Annotated in this window: 14 protein-coding genes and 1 pseudogene; 6 read left to right on the forward strand and 9 right to left on the reverse strand. The window is 45.8% G+C overall.

Going from position 1 to position 18,172, the window contains the following annotated elements:
• Nucleotides 1–107: 107 nt before the first annotated feature.
• A complete protein-coding gene (locus tag V6668_RS29240; protein WP_165980318.1) occupies nucleotides 108–263 on the forward strand; it encodes a hypothetical protein in 156 nt (51 codons plus the stop codon).
• A gap of 414 nt (nucleotides 264–677) precedes the next feature.
• On the opposite strand, the gene V6668_RS29245 is transcribed toward V6668_RS29240, so the two are convergent.
• Together V6668_RS29245 and V6668_RS29250 are read right to left on the reverse strand one after the other, a co-directional pair.
• Complete coding sequence (locus V6668_RS29245; protein ID WP_338707326.1) at nucleotides 678–3,266, reverse strand: DUF2339 domain-containing protein; 2,589 nt, start codon at nucleotides 3,264–3,266, stop codon at nucleotides 678–680.
• A 189-nt stretch (nucleotides 3,267–3,455) separates the two neighbouring features.
• Nucleotides 3,456–4,499, reverse strand: coding sequence for an LCP family protein (locus tag V6668_RS29250; protein ID WP_338707327.1), 1,044 nt, complete (start codon nucleotides 4,497–4,499; stop codon nucleotides 3,456–3,458).
• Nucleotides 4,500–4,611: 112 nt separating this feature from the next.
• Between V6668_RS29250 and V6668_RS29255 the strand changes: the two genes are divergently transcribed.
• Entirely contained in the window at nucleotides 4,612–5,586 is a 975-nt protein-coding gene (locus tag V6668_RS29255; RefSeq protein WP_338709014.1) for an aldo/keto reductase, read from the forward strand.
• A 144-nt stretch (nucleotides 5,587–5,730) separates the two neighbouring features.
• On the opposite strand, the gene V6668_RS29260 is transcribed toward V6668_RS29255, so the two are convergent.
• From V6668_RS29260 to V6668_RS29270, 3 genes are all read right to left on the reverse strand, one after another.
• Nucleotides 5,731–6,192 (reverse strand): MarR family winged helix-turn-helix transcriptional regulator, encoded by a 462-nt coding sequence (locus tag V6668_RS29260; protein WP_036612197.1) that lies wholly within the window; start codon nucleotides 6,190–6,192, stop codon nucleotides 5,731–5,733.
• Nucleotides 6,193–6,324: 132 nt separating this feature from the next.
• Nucleotides 6,325–7,002: a TIGR00266 family protein gene (locus V6668_RS29265; RefSeq protein ID WP_017691614.1), complete on the reverse strand. Its 678-nt coding sequence runs from the start codon at nucleotides 7,000–7,002 to the stop codon at nucleotides 6,325–6,327.
• Nucleotides 6,999–7,394 carry a winged helix-turn-helix transcriptional regulator gene (locus tag V6668_RS29270; protein WP_017691613.1) on the reverse strand — a complete coding sequence of 132 codons (396 nt, stop codon included), beginning with the start codon at nucleotides 7,392–7,394 and terminating at the stop codon, nucleotides 6,999–7,001. The genes V6668_RS29265 and V6668_RS29270 overlap by 4 nt, the downstream gene beginning before the upstream one ends.
• A 164-nt stretch (nucleotides 7,395–7,558) precedes the next feature.
• Here V6668_RS29270 and V6668_RS29275 point away from each other — a divergent pair, with 164 nt between their 5' ends.
• The 4 genes from V6668_RS29275 (at nucleotide 7,559) to V6668_RS29290 (ending at nucleotide 11,614) form a co-directional block, all read left to right on the forward strand.
• Nucleotides 7,559–8,773 (forward strand): MFS transporter, encoded by a 1,215-nt coding sequence (locus V6668_RS29275; RefSeq protein WP_338707328.1) that lies wholly within the window; start codon nucleotides 7,559–7,561, stop codon nucleotides 8,771–8,773.
• 195 nt (nucleotides 8,774–8,968) lie between these two features.
• On the forward strand, nucleotides 8,969–9,826 hold the full coding sequence (locus V6668_RS29280; protein ID WP_338707330.1) for an aldo/keto reductase: 858 nt from the start codon (nucleotides 8,969–8,971) through the stop codon (nucleotides 9,824–9,826).
• Nucleotides 9,827–10,439: 613 nt separating this feature from the next.
• Nucleotides 10,440–10,970, forward strand: coding sequence for a hypothetical protein (locus tag V6668_RS29285; protein ID WP_051447254.1), 531 nt, complete (start codon nucleotides 10,440–10,442; stop codon nucleotides 10,968–10,970).
• Between the two features lie 26 nt (nucleotides 10,971–10,996).
• Nucleotides 10,997–11,614 (forward strand): hypothetical protein, encoded by a 618-nt coding sequence (locus V6668_RS29290; RefSeq protein WP_036612205.1) that lies wholly within the window; start codon nucleotides 10,997–10,999, stop codon nucleotides 11,612–11,614.
• Nucleotides 11,615–12,368: 754 nt separating this feature from the next.
• Here V6668_RS29290 and V6668_RS29295 read toward each other — a convergent pair.
• The 4 genes and pseudogenes from V6668_RS29295 to V6668_RS29310 all read right to left on the reverse strand — a co-directional run bounded on the left by V6668_RS29295 (nucleotide 12,369) and on the right by V6668_RS29310 (nucleotide 17,954).
• Nucleotides 12,369–12,683 carry a pectinesterase family protein gene (locus V6668_RS29295; RefSeq protein ID WP_162158981.1) on the reverse strand — a complete coding sequence of 105 codons (315 nt, stop codon included), beginning with the start codon at nucleotides 12,681–12,683 and terminating at the stop codon, nucleotides 12,369–12,371.
• Nucleotides 12,684–12,911: 228 nt separating this feature from the next.
• Nucleotides 12,912–14,130, reverse strand: a pseudogene (locus V6668_RS29300) (IS3 family transposase).
• A 152-nt stretch (nucleotides 14,131–14,282) separates the two neighbouring features.
• Entirely contained in the window at nucleotides 14,283–16,382 is a 2,100-nt protein-coding gene (locus V6668_RS29305) for a glycosyl hydrolase family 18 protein (protein ID WP_338707331.1), read from the reverse strand.
• Nucleotides 16,383–17,954: a chitinase gene (locus tag V6668_RS29310; protein ID WP_076320129.1), complete on the reverse strand. Its 1,572-nt coding sequence runs from the start codon at nucleotides 17,952–17,954 to the stop codon at nucleotides 16,383–16,385. It abuts the gene before it with no gap.
• Nucleotides 17,955–18,172: the final 218 nt, after the last annotated feature.

The following is an 18,172-nucleotide window of genomic DNA, read 5'->3' on the forward strand; positions in this document are numbered from 1 at the left end:
CGATTTATGTTCGGTTCTACTTACTCTACTATACCAGACGTTGTGCTTTTTTTCTCATGACGGCCGGATGTCTACTTTAGCTCATTCAACAAGAGAGGTACCTTCTAATGAACAAAAAAAACATTTTCATATACGTATTGCTCGCCTTTGCCCTGTCCATGACATTAACCGTGCTCTCCCGTATGAATGATGATGGCGGAGAATCACTGAAAGGCACATCGGCTTCCGAAACCTCATGGTTACAAATGAAGATCCAACCCTAAGTCTACTCTATTATAACGTGATCTCCGCGCAAAACGTTTCACGAATGTCATATTAGGCTAAGCCATAGACTCAAATCAATAAGGCCCCAGATTGCTGTTCACAGCAGCCCGGAGCCTCATTTTAATCCAAAAAATCTATACTACACAAAAGATCATCTATCCGTTGATCAACAGAGATAACGACTTATTTCCCAAAGCGAAGTGAAGTGGACAGCGGACATTCCCACCATCTTACCCACATTCATGTCATTGCCGATTCTTTCTCGCGCCGAATTTCCTCCAGCCATACACGACAAGAGCTACAGGGCCAGCGAACCATAACAACTGCCAAAGCATAATTTTCAGGTCGAATCCCATTTCAAGAATCCCTCCTCCGATAATCGCAAAGGTAAATACAATCGTTCAAAACCCAAATCAATCTTGGTCTTCCTCCGGTACAGTCGGCTCGTCGTCAGGCTTCGCTGTCACTCTGGACTGTACTTCCTCTATCCGGCTGGACACCTTCTGATACAGGTAAGAGATCCCCAGCAATAGTACGCCGAAGCTGAAATAGGCAAAGATTTTGCTACCCGAGGTAAGCATCCCCACATCATAGAACACCATCTTCCCCGTAGCGAACAACGTTAGGCCAAGGCCGAGGCGCCGAATCATGACATATTTTCTACGGAATCCATAGGCAATATAGAGAATCGCCAGCAGCAGATAGATCAGGCTGAACATCAGCCCCACATCACCCCACTGGAACTGAATCGTCAGGAATACGGTGATGACACCGAGCAGATACACCCCTGCGATAACCGGGTACCATTCAATGCTCTTGAACTGCCCGCGGATGCCTGCAATCAGCAGATCCCTTCCTGCAAAGAATACCCCTACGTTAAAGATAATTAACACCAGCAAACCAACAATCTCTGCCGCTGTATGCTGTTGAACTTCCGGCTGAAGCGCTGGCATGGTTAAGGTTACGGCCAGTGCAATACAGCAGCCAATAGCATGCAAGAAAGTGGTATACACCTGCACGTATCGATCACGCAGCAGCTTCACCTTGTTCAGTCCATAGGCCAACGCAATGGTGAGCGCTGCGAACATGAGTAACTTGTAGAACATGTATAACAGGAACGTCCCATCGACAGCTCTGGTATACAATTCATTCGACTCATACAGCACGTATAACCACAGATTCGCAAGTGTCACATACTTGAATCCGTTCAGGAAACCCAGCTCCAGCGGGCTGTAATTGAATCTCTCTCTGGAAGATGAGTTGCTGTGAACTGCCCAGGCATAATACAGTGTAATAAGCAAGGTTCCTAGCGTGATGCTGGTGTATTTTAACATAAAGTAAGAACGTTCCCCGATGAAGAATAGCGCCAGCAGATCATAGTACACAAAAGTGATTAGACATAGAAGAACAATGCCCCATCCGGCACGTTCCACCGACTTGAGCCGTTTCAGATGTCCAAGCGTAACCAACAAAACTCCTTCGATCAACCAGCCCATCGATAGCCACTTGGCCCCGAATTGGAACGGAATAATCAGAATGGCAAAGGTCAGGGAAGTGACATAGAAGAGTAATATCGTCTGTTTCTCCTGAGCCATATGGCGCTGGACGAATCGTGCGAGGCCCAGATACACCACGCAGAAGATCAACGCCAGCAAGCCCTGAGCATCATTCCAACCAGCCACATCAAATAATACGTATAACATCAGACAGCTCATGCTCGTATTCATGGCGAGTAGAGCGAAATCCCACCAGGTTAACTTCATCCGGTGTTTGAACGGATATGCCAGCGTAATGCCCAGATATAATGCAAACGTCACAATGGAATACAACATGCCAATTTTCTCACTTGGCGACAGCCATAAGAGGATGAGCATGGATGGTGTGTTAAACAGGAAACTGATATAGTGCACCACCGGCCACCGTTTGCCAAACGAAATGAACACAATAATGCCGTTTAAGAGCAGCAGATAGATCATGGCTACATAGACAGCCGGACCTTCAAGTCCGAACGAGAACATGTAGGAGAATAGCGGAAGATATCCGCCTACCAAACCTAGTGAACAGATGGTCTTCGACTGGTATCTCAAGGACAACAATACGGAGATTGCCGATACCAATACAGACAGGGCAAGTCCCGTATATAACCCAATAATATGCAGTAAAAAGTAACTATAGAAGACGGAGCCGAACAACACGGATATCCCACCGCCGAGCAGCCCCATCGCAAACGTCTGCCTTTTGCGGCGGAACAGCCACTCTCCTCCAGCGAGCATCAGTGCACCGAGCATGAAAAATGCTCCGCTCTTCATCTCGTCATTGAACCAGGTCGAGTACGAGTATTGAAACGCTGCTCCAACCCCCAGAATGAGGAGCAAGATGGCTACTTTGTTGATCCAGCTGAGTCCAATCTTCATCTCCATGCGATTCTGCTTGATCCGGCGTTGAATAGTCTCTTCGCTCAACCCTTCCTCCGCCATGTGCTCATAACCACGTTCCATGTGCCCACGCAGAGCCTCTTCTCTATCCCGTACGGCTCGTCTGTGCGATTCAATGCGCTCATTCACCTCTGCTGCAAGGTAAGCTATCCTCTCCTTCACCTCGTGGGAATCCTCTTGCAACTCCTGTGCGGCCTGGTTGTACAGCGCGTTTAGATTGGATTTGGTTCGATGTTCAAGGAATGCAATTCGATCATTATGTACTGCTGTTTTCCCTTGAAAATAGGTCTCCATCTTCTCTCGCGATACCCGGATTAGATTCAGCTTCTCATCCAGCATCTGTTCGGATAACGCCATGCGAAGACGTGCATTCTCTTCTTCCATCTTGCGTGAGCGAAGTTCGAGCTGTTGCAGCTTGAGTTTGTGAGCTTCATACTGTTCCTGTAACTGTTCATTCTGAACGATCAGGTCATCGGACTGGTATTCCTGGAGCAAGGCATGATACTCCTTCGCCAGTTGCTTTTGTTGCTCCTGAACCTGTTGAAGCCGATCCTTAAACTCCTTCATGAGCTTCCTCCGTTGGTTGATGTTTAATCTTTTCCCTATATTTTACTATATGTATGCCATAAAAAGAGGTTTAAACATTAGATATATCTGTGCAATATTTCATCCGTAGGATCTCAAACGCAAAAAAGCCGGGAAGCAACTGCTTCGCCGGACTTATATTCATATGAGCATTTGCACAAGAATCGATGCTTATGCCGCATCACTCGTCTCCGATTGGTCCGCTGACTCGGGTTCAATTATCTCGTTCGCATCTGGGTCCAGCCAACTGGCGATCATGCCACGCACATATTGCAGATCGTCCTCAGACAGATCGTAGTACCATGTGCCACTGCGCGTTGCACCCTCACCCTTCAGCATGTAATTGCTGATCGTTGGTATGCTATCTTTCATATATAAGGACTCGGCAAATTTCACGATAAAGTCCGAGGTCATGTTGGTTGTAAAATTCGATCCGGCAATCTGGATTACGTCCGGGATCTTGGTCAGATTTTTGACTTCCAGCGCACGATTCATGAAGGCACTTAGGAAAATCCGGTGACGCATCGTCCGATTGAAATCGGAATCTTCCCGGTAACGCACATATCCAAGCGCTTCTTCACCGCTATAGATTGGTTTATTCGCTTCAACAAACAGCTTCTCATGAATTTTGAGCTTGTTCTCGATGTTCTTCTTGATCGGCAGTTCCACACCACCAACCGCATCAACAATATCCTTGAGCCCGTTGAAATTAATCGCGGCATAGAAATTCACTTTGTTCCCCAGCAAATTCTCCACCGTATCCATTGCCATCTTGGCTTCACCATGGGCATACGCTGAGTTAATCTTTGACTTCACATCCCGGCCGACAATCTCGGTATAGGAATCACGTGGAATGGACAGCAGCAGCACTTTATTGTCTTCTGGACGCACGACGGAATAGATGATGGTATCCGAACGACTTGGTTCGTTATCCCGTTGGTCAATCCCTAGCAGTAACAACGAGAATGGGTCCGTATGTTCCACAACAGGGGCATCCTTATCGCCAGCTGGTACAAAGGAGTCATCCAAGGCTTCCCTCACCGTAGCTGAAGCGAACAAATTAAAGGCAAACACGACGAGTTGCTTTCGATAGATAAATCCGAGTCCTCCCAACACAAGCAGCACACTTAGGGTGATGATCAATGGTTTCTTCCATTTCTTCTTCGGGTTCTTCGGCTTCCGTCTTGTTAAATGTGCAGCACTGTTTTCCATCATATCTCCTTTAATAACGGGTTCTTAGATTCATTTAACTATATTAATAACACGTTTTCAATAGATTACGTTATAATCTGCATTACATAAATGAATAGAGAAGGAGCGATGAATGATGGAGTATCGACGTTTGGGCAATAGTGGTTTACGTGTGTCGGCACTGGGGCTTGGCACCAATGCGTTTGGCAAACGCGCGGATGAAGCAGCTTCTACCCGCATTATTCATGCAGCGATGGATCAAGGCATCAACTTTATCGATACCGCCAACATCTACGCAGGCACGGAATCGGAACGCATTATTGGACAGGCTCTCACAGGTCGACGGGAAAACGCGGTGCTTGCTACCAAGGCCGGATTACCCCGGCATGATGGTCCTCATGGGCGGGGTTCCTCCCGCTACCATCTGCAACAAGAGCTGGAACATAGCCTGCGGCGCCTGCAAACGGATTATGTGGATCTGTACCAGATCCATACTTTTGATCCGCATACACCGCTGGATGAGACACTGCGCACACTGGATGATATGGTTACTTCCGGCAAAGTCCGCTACATCGGAGCCTCCAACTACGCAGCTTGGGAGCTGATGAAAGCTCTGGGCATCAGTGAACAGAAAGGTTATGTGCGCTACATCTCCACCCAAACCAGCTACTCCCTGGCAGACCGTACACCCGAGCTTGAACTGGTACCGATGTGTCTCGATCAGGGTGTAGGCATTATCCCGTATTTCCCGCTGGCAGGTGGTATTCTGACCGGTAAATATAACGGACAGACCCGTGTGCCTTCTGGTTCCAGAGCAGACACCGATCCGTCCTTCAACCGTTTCCTGCTGGAGCATAATATCCAACTGAGTGAACAAGTGAGTGCTAAAGCTGCCTCATATGGATGCTCCCCGAGTGTGCTGTCACTCGCATGGCTACTGACACGTCCAGCTGTATGCACAGTGATTGTGGGCGCTACACGCACCGAACAGCTGGAACATAATCTGGCTAGTCTGGACATGTCACTGCCCGATGAGCTGTTGGCCGATCTGGACCAGATTAGTGACTCTTTCCGTCGCCGCGAGCCGTTTGCGTCCTATCGAATCGATTGAGCAACCCAAATAGACCTTCCGACAAGATGAAGTCAGGAGGTCTATTTGTATTTTACAGAGTTGTTACAATTATTAATAATCAGAAAATTTTCCAGTTCCACTACATTCTGTAGTTTAATACATTAAAAAAAGATATATTACGGATCAACTCTCTGTTTTTTGGCGAAGAAACTCCTGCATGATCTCCAAATACTCTCCCTTACGTTCATCCAAAGTTTCGAAAAATGCCTTGTCCGATTCCTCGACCAGATGGATTCCCTCCACAGCCAATCGGGTTCCTTCTTCCGTTGTTGTGATAATATTGGCACGCGTATCTGTCTGATGACGAGCGCGGGTAATTAATCCCCTTTTTTCAAGCGCACGTAGAACCTGAGAAGTCACGTTAACATCCACCTTGGCAAACTGAGCAATTTGAACCTGAGTCACTCCCTTGCCTTCCTCATCGTGTTCATTGAGCCATAAACAGGCGTGCAATAATACAAATTGAGGTTGTGTCAGTTCGAGGGGCTCCAGCACCCTGCGTACTTCCTTTTGCCACATGGCTGTTACCTGCCATAACAGATATCCCGGACTTTCTTGTGCGTTTTTATACCGTGAGCTTGTCATCTCATACCTCCATGATGTGCGACCTTATGCAACAGAATATATACCCGTCAGTCAATGAAGTAAATCCATTATTCATATAACGATGATGGAAACATATCCGTTGCAACTCTGTGTGTTCTTTCTTAAAAAAAATTAGCGCGCAGGTATAAACTGCTTCACCCATTGTCCGAATCCTTGCGGATTGCGGCTCTGTATAAGAATAGTTCCTTCTCCCCGGAACCGACATACCAGTCCTTCTCCACTTGTTACACTGGATAACCAGCCCTGTGAAGCTTTCTCAATACGGTAATCTACATAATGAGGCCATGCCACCAAATGGGCGTTATCCACGATCATTTCTTCACCTGCTGCCAGATTAATCGCATGGATTGCACCATAGGAAGACAGAAATACAGTGCCACGTCCACTGATCTCAATAATGAAGAAACCTTCTCCCGAAAAGAGACCTTTTTTCAGGTTTTGCATTTTGGTATTCACCTGAATGCCCTCGGTTCCTGCCAGAAATCCGTCTTTCTGCACATAAAGTGAATAGGAACCGTCCAATTCAACAGCTTCTACATCGCCCATGCTTGAAGGTGAGAGCAGAATCTCTGCCGATCCGCCCGCAGCCGTCAGTTCCTGAAAGAAAAACTTCTCCCCGCTCAACATCCGACCGAACCCGGCAAACATCCCACCTTCTGCTGAACCCTTCAGTTCAACCGTAGGAGTCATAGATACCATCGCACCACTCTCGGCCTTGAACCGCTCTCCCCGCTGCAAATGTACCTTGAGCATCGCAAAAGCACCATCATATAAAATCTCATAGTTCACGGTTGCACCAGCTCCCTATTGTCAGAGTTAAAATCATTGAGTCCATTATCTTCCAGAACTGCTGATTTGTCTCCGTATTCCTTCACAATATGTTGATCTCCCCAATTACAGAGCGCATTGAGAATCGGTTCAAGACTTCTCCCGTAATCACTCAATTCGTATTCTACTTTGGGAGGGACCTGATTATATACGATGCGGTTTACGATTCCGTCGTTTTCAAGCTCTCTCAGCTGCTGTGTTAACATTTTCTGTGTAATTGCGGGCATAATACGCTTGAGATCACTGGTTCGTCTTTTCCCATGTGTCAGATGACAGAGAATCACGCATTTCCACTTGCCACCGATCACCTCTAGGGTAGCTTCAACCGAGATGTTATATTTTTTTCTAACCATAACTTGCTTCCTCCCTGATGAATTGAATTACATCCGTCGCATGCTGTATAGGCACCAAAAAGTACGTAGGGTACTAAAAAGTACGTACTATTCAATCTATACCGAATAACTCATAATAGCATTTGCCGGTACGTAAATCTACATTCGGGGGAGTGGAGCAAGAAATGTTACAAGATTCAAAACGCAGCACATGGGCATTGCTTGCGCTGGCCATTAGTGCATTCGCGATCGGTACCACAGAGTTTATCAGCGTTGGGCTACTGCCCCTCATTGCAGATAACCTGGGCATTTCCGTAACTACAGCGGGACTGACCGTTACTTTATATGCATTAGGCGTTACCTTTGGGGCTCCTGTTCTGACCTCACTGACGTCTACCATATCACGCAAAACGCTATTGCTTGCCATCATGATTGTCTTCATTGCGGGTAACACGATGGCTGCACTATCGACGGGCATCACCATGTTACTCATTGCACGAGTAGTATCCGCTCTGGCACACGGGGTGTTCATGTCCATTGGCTCCACGATTGCAGCCGATCTGGTGCCTGTCAACCGTAGGGCGAGTGCTATTGCCATCATGTTCTCCGGTCTTACCATTGCCACAGTAACCGGTGTACCTCTCGGTACACTCATCGGCCAACATTGGGGCTGGCGCGCTGCCTTTATCCTGATTGTTGGGGTTGGCATCATTGCAATGATCGGGAACCTGATACTCCTGCCATCCACGTTGAAGCGAGGAACACGGACGGCATTTCGGGATCAGCTGAAGCTCGTTACAGGTGGACGCTTGCTGCTTGCTTTTGCCATCACGGCTGTTGGGTACGGAGGAACATTTGTTGTCTTTACGTATCTGTCCCCGTTGTTGCATGATATTAGCGGATATTCCGAGAAAACAGTAGCGTTCATTCTGTTGTTGTACGGAATAGCCATCGCTATTGGCAACATCATCGGCGGCAGAGCAGCCAATCGCAACCCGCTCAGGGCGCTCTTCTACATGTTCATCATTCAGACCATCATTCTCGGCGTGATGTACTTCACCGTCCCGTTTAAGTTGGCAGCACTGCTCACCATTATGGGTATGGGCCTGCTCGCTTTCATGAATGTGCCTGGTCTTCAGATGTACGTTGTAACCTTGGCTGAACGATATGCACCACAGGCCAAGGATGTAGCCTCAGCCTTTAACATCGCCGCATTTAATGCAGGGATCGCTATAGGTGCCTATTTGGGTGGAGTGATCAATGATTCCATCGGTTTGATTCACACGACATGGGTCGGTGCCTTGATGGTTCTCGTAGCTGTAATTCTGACCGCTTGGGCTAAAATGCTGGAAAGCAAGGATCAACATGCATCAGTCGAAATGGAGAAAGCTTCGTGCTAATTTCCATCCGACCATAGGTCTCACTCTTATATATATCAGTTCCAGCCTTCGAGGGGAACCGGTTTCACAATGTATTTTATTATACTATAATACGTTGAACCCAATTTGATCTACTATGATTTAATTTTGTATGATAAAACAACAAAAATTCAGCTTAATATAACTGATTTTTACACAATTTAAGGAGGAAATCTCATGACAACAGCTCAAACTGCACAACATTTACAATCCACAGTAACTCTGCATAACGGTGTTTCTATGCCTTGGTTCGGACTTGGTGTATTTAAGGTAGAAGAAGGATCTGAACTGATTGAAGCCGTGAAAAATGCGATTAAACATGGATACCGCAGCATTGATACTGCTGCAATATACGGCAATGAAGCCGGTGTTGGTCAAGCGATTGCAGAAGCTTTGCAAGAAAACAACCTGAAACGCGAAGAACTGTTTGTTACATCTAAAGTATGGAATGCAGACCTTGGATATGAAGAGACACTTGCCGCTTTTGATACCACCTTGAACAAACTGGGACTGGAATACCTGGACCTGTATCTGATTCACTGGCCTAAGGCAGGCAAGTACAAAGCAGCCTGGAAAGCAATCGAGGAACTGTACGCGGCTGGTCGCATTAAAGCTATTGGTGTAAGCAACTTCCAGATTCATCATCTTGAAGACCTGATGCAGGATGCCAAAGTGAAACCGATGGTCAATCAGGTGGAATACCACCCTCGCCTGACTCAGGTTGAGCTTAAGGCTTTCTGTGAGAAGCATGGTATCCAGCTTGAAGCTTGGTCGCCTCTAATGCAAGGTCAGCTGTTGGACAACCCAGTCCTCACGGCGATTGCTTCAGACAAAGGCAAATCGGTTGCACAAGTCATCCTGCGTTGGGATCTGCAAAATGGAGTCATTACGATTCCGAAGTCCACCAAGGAAAACCGGATTATCGAAAACTCCTCCATCTTCGACTTTGAACTTTCAAATGAAGAGATGGATCAGATCAGTGCTCTGAACGAAGATGTACGCGTTGGACCTGATCCGGACAACTTCGATTTCTAAATTGAATCGAATTGCTGTTATTCTGTGCTGATTTGCAGGTAAAATAAAACAGTGAAAAGCCTCCAGACTTCTCGTTACGTACGAGAGTTGGAGGTTTTTCACTGTTTTTTGTTTCTCAACAGATGACATTGTCACTTCTAAAATTCTGAAACCTCAATCTCTATAATCAATCAGCTTGACTTTCAATTTGATCCGCAACAAATTCATTCTCGCATTGTCAAATTTATAAGTGACATTGAATTCACACACATATGTGGTGGTAGACCGGCCCACAGATCCCCTGAGGTTCAATTTCTTCCGAAAAAATAAATGTATACACCACCAAACCCAAGGCTATCTTGCTCGTGATAATCTGGAACTGGATCAAATTCATAAAGTTGAATTCTTTTCCTTGCACTTTAACCGAAAGATGTTTTTGTTTGACTGCTAGTGGATTTAAAAGAGTAAAATAGCACCTACTTTTTCGTTTAGTTTTTTAATTTTCAAAATTATTCCTTTTTTTCTAGTAGATCGCAACCTTTTGTTGAAGTATGACGTTAAATATATGTGGAATAATTTCCCAAACCACTCAGAAAAAAAAGCAAGAATAAAAAAAACTATGAGGTGATAATGAATGAAGGTTAATTACGTAAAAAATGGTATTATCACATTAGCTCTCGCTGTACCACTTATGTTCAGTTTTAACCTTACAACAAGCGCAGAACTTACTAACTCCGGTAGTCCAGACGCAGGAATTAGCGTAAAGTCTCCAGATAACCTGAATGATACCTGGAAGACACCAATCAATGAAGGAATTATTGCTTGGAACGGTACTCCTACTCCAGTTACAATCGGATACTTGAGTTCATCAACCAACACAATTACAGCGGCTTCTTATCCAGATACCTGGTATGGCCTAAATTCACAGTGGTTTTCCCCAAAGTATAGATACACAATTCAATTAAACTCAAGAACAATTGTCAGAGACGCCACTAATTTCTCCAATTTCGTTAAAGGAGCGACCGTTCATGAATTTGGGCATTCCTTCTTCTTGAAAGATAACCCGAATACAACTAAGGCGTCTATTATGAAATATAGCAATGATTTTAACACAGTCACTACCCCTAGACAGTATGATATTGACGATGTAAATACTGCTTACTAATTTAAAAGGATTGGGAGGAAGATAGCATGAAGAATTTTACATCTGTAGCTTCAGCATTTTGTATTACTGCAATGTTACTCGCCGGATGTGGAACAGCAGAGCCATCAAAAGAAGGATCCGCTGCAACAGAAACAGCAAAAAAAGAAGTGGTGCTGATGGATGCCTCTTTTCCAACTTACAACAACATTGATGAGTTGGCTAACCAGGCGGATTTAATTATTGAAGGAAAGATTTTAAAATCATCTTTTAAACTTATAAATATCGCAGAAGAACCTGCTGATCCTAATGATGAAAAATTAAACCCAGGTGGGGATATATCAGACAGCCCCGCTATTCCATATACGATCTATGATGTTGAAGTACAAAAAAACTATAAAGGGGAAGCAGCCGAAAAAGAAATCATTCAAGTCAAACAAGTAGGGGGAGAGGATCAAGAACATACATTTAAGGTAGAAGATTCTGAAGAACTCAAAACGAATGAAAACTACGTTATGTTCCTAGCGACGTTTGAAAATTCACCGGCATCACTGTTAAATCCAGTTCAAGGTTCATACACGGTAGAAGATGATGGTACGATTAAAGGGAATGAAAAAAACCAAATCAAAATTGAAATGAACAATTTGTTGAAGTTAGAACAACAGTAAATACTCGAAAGAAGGCACTGACTGGATTAATTTCAGCGCCTTCTTTTTATCCCTCTACTAGCCATTATTTTTCGAAAAACAATAATGGCGTATAGCGCTTGAACAACATTATAATCATCATGATCGGCAATAATGCGAACTTCCGGATTTTGCTCTTAATGAGTTTGGACGTACTGGTATACCTCCGCTACCGTTTCTAATGGATCTGGCGGAAGATACTTTCGCCACGCTTTAAAAATCTGTACGCCTTAAACATCAAATTTCCCCAATTTAACAAAACCATGATGTGAAAGATACACTTCTATAAATCTAACTTCCATTTTGGAATCATTATTATATGAATCGTTCTTGAATCCCCTCTCTAGAAATAGATCGGTAGTATAATCATTGCTCATTATGAAAAAGCCATCTTCGGCACTACTTTTAAGCAGTTCCACATTCAAATTCTCCCACAAAAATTTTTACGATTAATACAACTAGTGTTACCTGAGCGCCAATGTAAGACGTTATAACCTGTAACGCCTACATTAACGTTGAAGCAATCTAGGCCAGCGTCACCGAGTCTACTGTTACGCCTGTAGAACAATCGCGTTGGAGGCGTTACAGCGATAAGGCCCCTTGGCAAGTATCGTTCCAGTACCCCGTGTATCAGTTTTTGTTAATGTAAGCCCACAAAAAAGGCCATCCACCAAGTCCATAAGAGATTCGAAAGACAACCTTTCATTATAAATATCGCAAAGTAAATATACTTGGCTTAATGCCGATTAATCCCTCTCTCCCCAAAAGGCTGCCACCCGTCCTCACCAGACAAAATAAGCGGCAACGCATATTCGGCGGCTTCCTGTTCGCTCAGCACTTTTGCCCATGAAACTCTCGTTGTCGCTTTTCCCGCCCCAGGCCCGAAACTGTTATATTCCACATACTGAACGGTCTGCTCTGCATCTGTCTTGTTCCAGTTGTGCCATCCCTCCCGCTTCACATGAGCGCCGATCCAGCAGTTCACTTGTCCATCCGCATCCTCCGCTTCAGTCAGGCGATGCTTCGTAACGATCTCGTAGCCCTTAAACACCACCGTAGCCGAGCCAAGAATAAAATCGATATCACCTTCGATGTAACAGTCCTCGAAATACTACCGAAGTTTGCGCCGCACTGAACGAAGATGTATGCATTGGACCTGATCCGGACAACTTCGATTTTTAATGAATAGCCTTTTTGGAGCCTGCTTTGTTTGACATAGCATAACGAAAAACCACCGGACCAGGTGAAGTGACCCCGTAAAGTTAGACAGATTATAACGTTAAACAACTTGTTGGGCATTAGTCCGGTACCGTACCGGACTAATGCCTTTTAGTTTTGCCTTGATGCGTTTGTTGATGTAATAATCGATGTATTTGGATAGCTCTTGTTTAATATGTGAGATATTTTCAAATTTCTTTAAAAACAAGAACTCGGATTAATGATGCCAAAGAAGTTCTCCATGACGGCGTTATCGTAACAGTTACCTTTCCGGGACATACTTGCGTGATGCCAACTTCTTTAAGGGTATGACGATATGTTCTCATCTAGTAGTGCCAGCTTGGTCCGAATGAATAAGGAGTTTATCTTCATTTGTTAAACTGCAAAATGGTCGGTCTAACATCGTGGAAACAAGCGAGTAGACCGGTCTTGAACCAATCGTATATGTAATGATTTCTACGTTATACAGATCAAGTATGGGAGATAAATATAGTTTTTCTCCGAACAATTTAAACTCTGTAATGTCCGTTAACCCACTTCTCGTTTGGCCTTTCAGCGCGGAAATTGCGTTCTAATAGGTTCGGTGCAATCTTGCCAATCGAATCTTTATACGAACGATATTTCTTCATATGTACCAAATACTTTAATCCCAATACTTTCATCAAACGCTGTACCTTTTTATGATTCACATGGTGTCCACGATTGATTAACTCATCGCGATTACGACGATAACCATAGCGTCCCTTATGCTCCTCATAAATCGCTTGTATCATGTCTTTTAGCTCTAATTCTTGTCTACCGTACCAAATGCTTTTACCACGTAATAATACGTGCTACGAGGGATATCTGCTAGTTGTAGAAGTGCTTTCACCGAAAATTCGTTCCTTAGTTCATAGACTACTTGCGCTTTGTCTTATTTGGTGAGTTTTCCTTGTTTCGAACTAAGGCATTCAACTTTTTTTTAAATAAGCATTCTCCATTTTCTAACGCTCTACCTCTGCTTGTAAAGCCTCTACAGATCCTTCTGTGCTTTATATCCTTTTTTCATGGATGGGCGCCCCTTTTTCTTTGGTTGAAGGGCGTCTAGTTTAATCTGTGTAGGATATGATGTATAGCCCTTTATAAAAAACTTTTTCCCTATGATGCTCATATTGTCTAATCCAGTTTAAAAAGACAGAATCGTGAAGCCCGCTCGATTTTGCAATGCTTTTCAAGCTTTCTGATCCCTTTTCATAACGCATAACGGCTTGTATTTTTTCATCTGAACTGAATTTAGTCATAAAAAAACTGCACCTCCAATTGGTAGTTGTGTCTAACAATTGGGGTGCAGTTCAACCAGAAACCGGTGTTTTTTCGTTATGTTCTCTTCCCTATAACCAAGCCTCGCTAAAACTACATGTTTCAATTCAAAATGTGGTAATCCATTTTTTAACTATTGAACCTGCCACAATGCAGGGACATTGGATGGTTCCCACCCAGACAAGGATGTGTGGGATTGCAAACATTTATACGTCTTACCGCTATAGGTGACCAGCTGTCCTACAGTATAGGCTGTATTCGCCTGCCAGGCGGAAACGCCCGGATTTGTCGTTCCTGCTGCCGTTTTCACAGTCACCGCATTGCTCGCAGCAGAACCATTCCCCGCCGCATCCTTTGCTTTTACCGTAAATGTATACGAGGTATCCGCTGCAAGCCCGCTGATCGTTGCTGTCGTTCCGGTCACGGATGTCGCCAGAGCCGCTCCATTGTACACATCATAACCCGTTACACCCACGTTATCCGTGGATGCCGCCCAGCTCAGCGTTATACTGGATGTTGTTTGCGCGGTTGATGCGAGGTTCGTTGGTGCAGTTGGCGCCTGCGTATCTCCACCCGGCTGAGCTGTCGTGCTTACAGTTACAGCATTACTGGCTGCAGACAGATTACCTGCCGCATCCTTTGCTTTTACCGTAAAGCTATAGGATGTACCCGCTGACAGTCCGCTGATTGTTGCGGTCGTCCCGTTGACGGAGGTCACAAGATTGGCACCATTGTAGACGTTATAACCGGTAACACCCACATTATCTGTTGAAGCATTCCAAGCTAGCGTAACCGAGTTGGCCGTCACGCCTGTCGAACGGGCATTACCGGGTACGCTTGGCGCCGTCGTATCTGCTGGAGGCACTGTACCTCCGGTAGGCAGATCGGCTTTCAGTTTATTTTGAAGTGTTTTGTTCCGGTCACCGCTAAGTTCCCAGAACATCGCTCCGCCGAGTCCTTTGCTTTTGATATAAGCGGTTTTATATCCAATAGACTCCGCATCGTCATAGCTAATAAATCGCTTGTTGGTCGCATTATAGAGATATGGCACCTTGGCTGTGTCATTCCAGTAACGCGTGTACCCGTTTTTGTTAATGTAGTTGGTCTCCAGATCATACAAATCAAAGGAGCCTGCTTCCCATGTTCCAACGGAAGAACCTCCCGCACAGGTCTGATACTGACCATTGCCCGCCTGTGCGCATCCATCCCAGCCGCGGCCATAGAACGGAACACCAAGCACAAGTTTAGCGGCTGGTACGCCTGCATTCAAATGCCCTTGTGCTCCGGCAGCCACATTAAATGTATTGGCATCCGGCACCCCAGCAGCCGAAGCCGCAGGGTCATAGTTCAACGGCGCGTTATGCGCGCTGACTTTTTGCCAAGCCCCGTTAAAATCGTATGTCATAATATTAATCCAGTCGACGATGGCAGCTATATTGGCAAGCTCAGTATTCGCAGCATAGGTCGTCGATGCACCGCTTGCAATCGTAAGCAGATACTTCTTGCCGTCCACAGCTCCGGCAGCATCCAGCTTCTCACGGATTTTGCTCAGAAGCAGTGTGTAATTTTGCTTATCCTCAGGACGTTTGCTGTTACCATCAAGTCCGCCTGATACCGGGTACTCCCAGTCCAGATCTACCCCGTCAAAATTGTATTTCCGCAGGAAGTCGACGGCAGAGTTTGCAAATACCTCTCTCGTTGCAGCAGTCGCAGCTACATCGGAGAAGCGGTTGGACCATGTCCATCCTCCCACGGAGATGATTGTCTTCAGATTAGAATTGATCTGTTTCAGCTTGTTAAGCTGATTGATATTGCCTGCAATGGGCTGATCCCACGTATCGCCTGCAAATGTCTTGCCGGTATCAATCCATGGATCGCCAAGCACGATCGTTCCATTGGGTACATTGATTGTCTGGCTCTTCTCATTCTGACACGACCAGGTCACCGGGTTAGGGCCCGAAGGGTCCGGATTTCCATGAATACCGTTCCAGCAAATATCGGCAAACGCATAGTTGATATGCGTGACTTTGGTTGGGTCGATGTCCGTTACATTATAGTTTCTCCCATACGCAGCCCAGGACGGGTAGTAACCAACAATTTTATAAGAATCTGCAGCTGCTGCCGTAGCGGGTTGGAGCACAAAAGAAGGAATAATGACGGATAAGAGCAGGGATAGACCCAGGAGAAACTTCGCGGTTTTCTTGACAGCAGTGTGTTTATTTAAATGTATCATCTAATATACAACCTCCTTTGTCGTTTGCGTACTCAGCCTGGTCAGGAACGGACGATGTGCGCTCGAAAACTGGTTATTCGTATATACATCCCAGTTGATTGACCAGGTCATAATCCCTTTTATCCCCGCATAGCCCGCAGGCTGGAGCAAGGTATAGGAACCGCCGTATGACACACCTTTGATTAGGTAATTCAGTGCCTTTTGCAGCTCGGCTGGCGTTGTATAACCACCTCCAGCAGCCTGCTGGGAAGCCGGTACACCGATGGCAATCTGATCCGGTCGTAAGGGACTAAAGAAAGGGCCTGTGCTGCCGCCTACATGAAAGCCTTGAAGCAACATCTCCGCCATGGCCACATGGAAATCAGCTGTTCCTTGGGCGTAAGAGCGCCCATCCAGCCCCACCATGGAGCCCGTGTTATAGTGTTGCACATGAAGCAGGGTCAGGTCATTACGCAAGGCATGGATGACTGGCAAGTATGCTCCCCAAGGACCGCCGTAGCTCAGATATCCACCCTGTACATAGGCCGTCTCCGGCGCAGCCGTCAGGATGAAATTGGCGCCGAAGTGTGACTTAACCGCTTTCACGCCTTGGATGAGGTTAACAATTTTCGGTGTAGTTGGACTACGGAAATCGGTATCCCCTGCATTCAGAGACAGGGAGCTTCCTTCCAGATCGATATCTAAACCATTGAAACCATACGTGGAAATGATTGATTTTAACGAATCTTCGAACTGCTGTCTCTTGTTCGCGTCGGTAAGCTCAATGGTACCGTTGGCTCCCCCCATGGAAAGAAGTACTTTTTTCCCCTGGCTTTGCAGATAGGCAATATCGGATTTGAATTCGGCTACCGTCGCATTGTATGGAGTAAAAGCAAGCGTTCCGCTGCCATGTGAAATCGGTTCGGCAAAGGAGACATTAATGACGTCATAGGCGGTTGATACGTTACGAAGTCTGATATTCGTTGAACCATTGTCGAAGTTATGCCAGTAGCCGATCAGCCATTTGCCGCCGGTTGGCCCCGGATTGGATGATCCATTGGAAGTTGTCACACTGAGGGAGGTACTCGCAGCGGATATATTGCCTGCGGCATCTTTGGCTTTTACCGTAAAAGCATAAGTCGTGCTGGCTGTCAGTCCCGTGACTACAGCTGTTGTAGTTGAAGTACTTGTCACAAGAACGCCGTTCCGGTACACCTCATACCCCGCTACGCCCACATTATCCGTGGATGCATTCCAGGAAAGACTCACAGAGGTGTTCGTGACGGAGGATGAAGTCAGACCCGCAGGAACAGAAGGTGGTGCCGTATCTGGCGTCGGCGTTTCCCCTCCCGAACCTTCCCCGACGTATTTCCACAACGCGGGCACAACAGAGGGCTCCCATCCGGTCAAAGCTGTGTGTGCCTGAATACACTCATAATCTTTATTTTGATATGTTACGAGGTCTCCTTTCTTGTATGCAGTGCCTGCCTGCCACTGGGCAGCGGCATCGGCCCTCGGTGCAAACCACGAAATAAGTAGAAGAAATGCCAAAGCAAATGTAATGACCGGGCGGAATCGAACAGCTTGATTCAAGCAAAATCCCTCCTGTACTAAGGATACGTTCACCTTGCAAACAAAACTTCAATTGTCCACCTGCATCTGATCTGTGATCGATTAGAGCCAGCCCCATTCAGCCATCTGATGTTGCGTGTCACTTCACTCCCTTCCCTTACCAAAATGGATCTTCCCTCTCGTGTTCTTTTTTTGCAGGCACCATCCAAATTTTACAGGGAATTTACAGATCCTCACCC

Origin of the sequence: Paenibacillus amylolyticus (assembly GCF_036894225.1) — a bacterium.
GTDB lineage: Bacteria > Bacillota > Bacilli > Paenibacillales > Paenibacillaceae > Paenibacillus > Paenibacillus amylolyticus.

What these genes read in the sequence shown, in the direction of transcription:
- V6668_RS29240 (WP_165980318.1), top strand. Translation starts at nt 108, where the DNA reads ATGAACAAAAAAAACATTTTCATATACGTATTGCTCGCCTTTGCCCTG.
- V6668_RS29245 (WP_338707326.1), bottom strand. Translation starts at nt 3,266, where the DNA reads ATGAAGGAGTTTAAGGATCGGCTTCAACAGGTTCAGGAGCAACAAAAG.
- V6668_RS29250 (WP_338707327.1), bottom strand. Translation starts at nt 4,499, where the DNA reads ATGATGGAAAACAGTGCTGCACATTTAACAAGACGGAAGCCGAAGAAC.
- V6668_RS29255 (WP_338709014.1), top strand. Translation starts at nt 4,612, where the DNA reads ATGGAGTATCGACGTTTGGGCAATAGTGGTTTACGTGTGTCGGCACTG.
- V6668_RS29260 (WP_036612197.1), bottom strand. Translation starts at nt 6,192, where the DNA reads ATGACAAGCTCACGGTATAAAAACGCACAAGAAAGTCCGGGATATCTG.
- V6668_RS29270 (WP_017691613.1), bottom strand. Translation starts at nt 7,394, where the DNA reads ATGGTTAGAAAAAAATATAACATCTCGGTTGAAGCTACCCTAGAGGTG.
- V6668_RS29275 (WP_338707328.1), top strand. Translation starts at nt 7,559, where the DNA reads ATGTTACAAGATTCAAAACGCAGCACATGGGCATTGCTTGCGCTGGCC.
- V6668_RS29280 (WP_338707330.1), top strand. Translation starts at nt 8,969, where the DNA reads ATGACAACAGCTCAAACTGCACAACATTTACAATCCACAGTAACTCTG.
- V6668_RS29285 (WP_051447254.1), top strand. Translation starts at nt 10,440, where the DNA reads ATGAAGGTTAATTACGTAAAAAATGGTATTATCACATTAGCTCTCGCT.
- V6668_RS29290 (WP_036612205.1), top strand. Translation starts at nt 10,997, where the DNA reads ATGAAGAATTTTACATCTGTAGCTTCAGCATTTTGTATTACTGCAATG.
- V6668_RS29305 (WP_338707331.1), bottom strand. Translation starts at nt 16,382, where the DNA reads ATGATACATTTAAATAAACACACTGCTGTCAAGAAAACCGCGAAGTTT.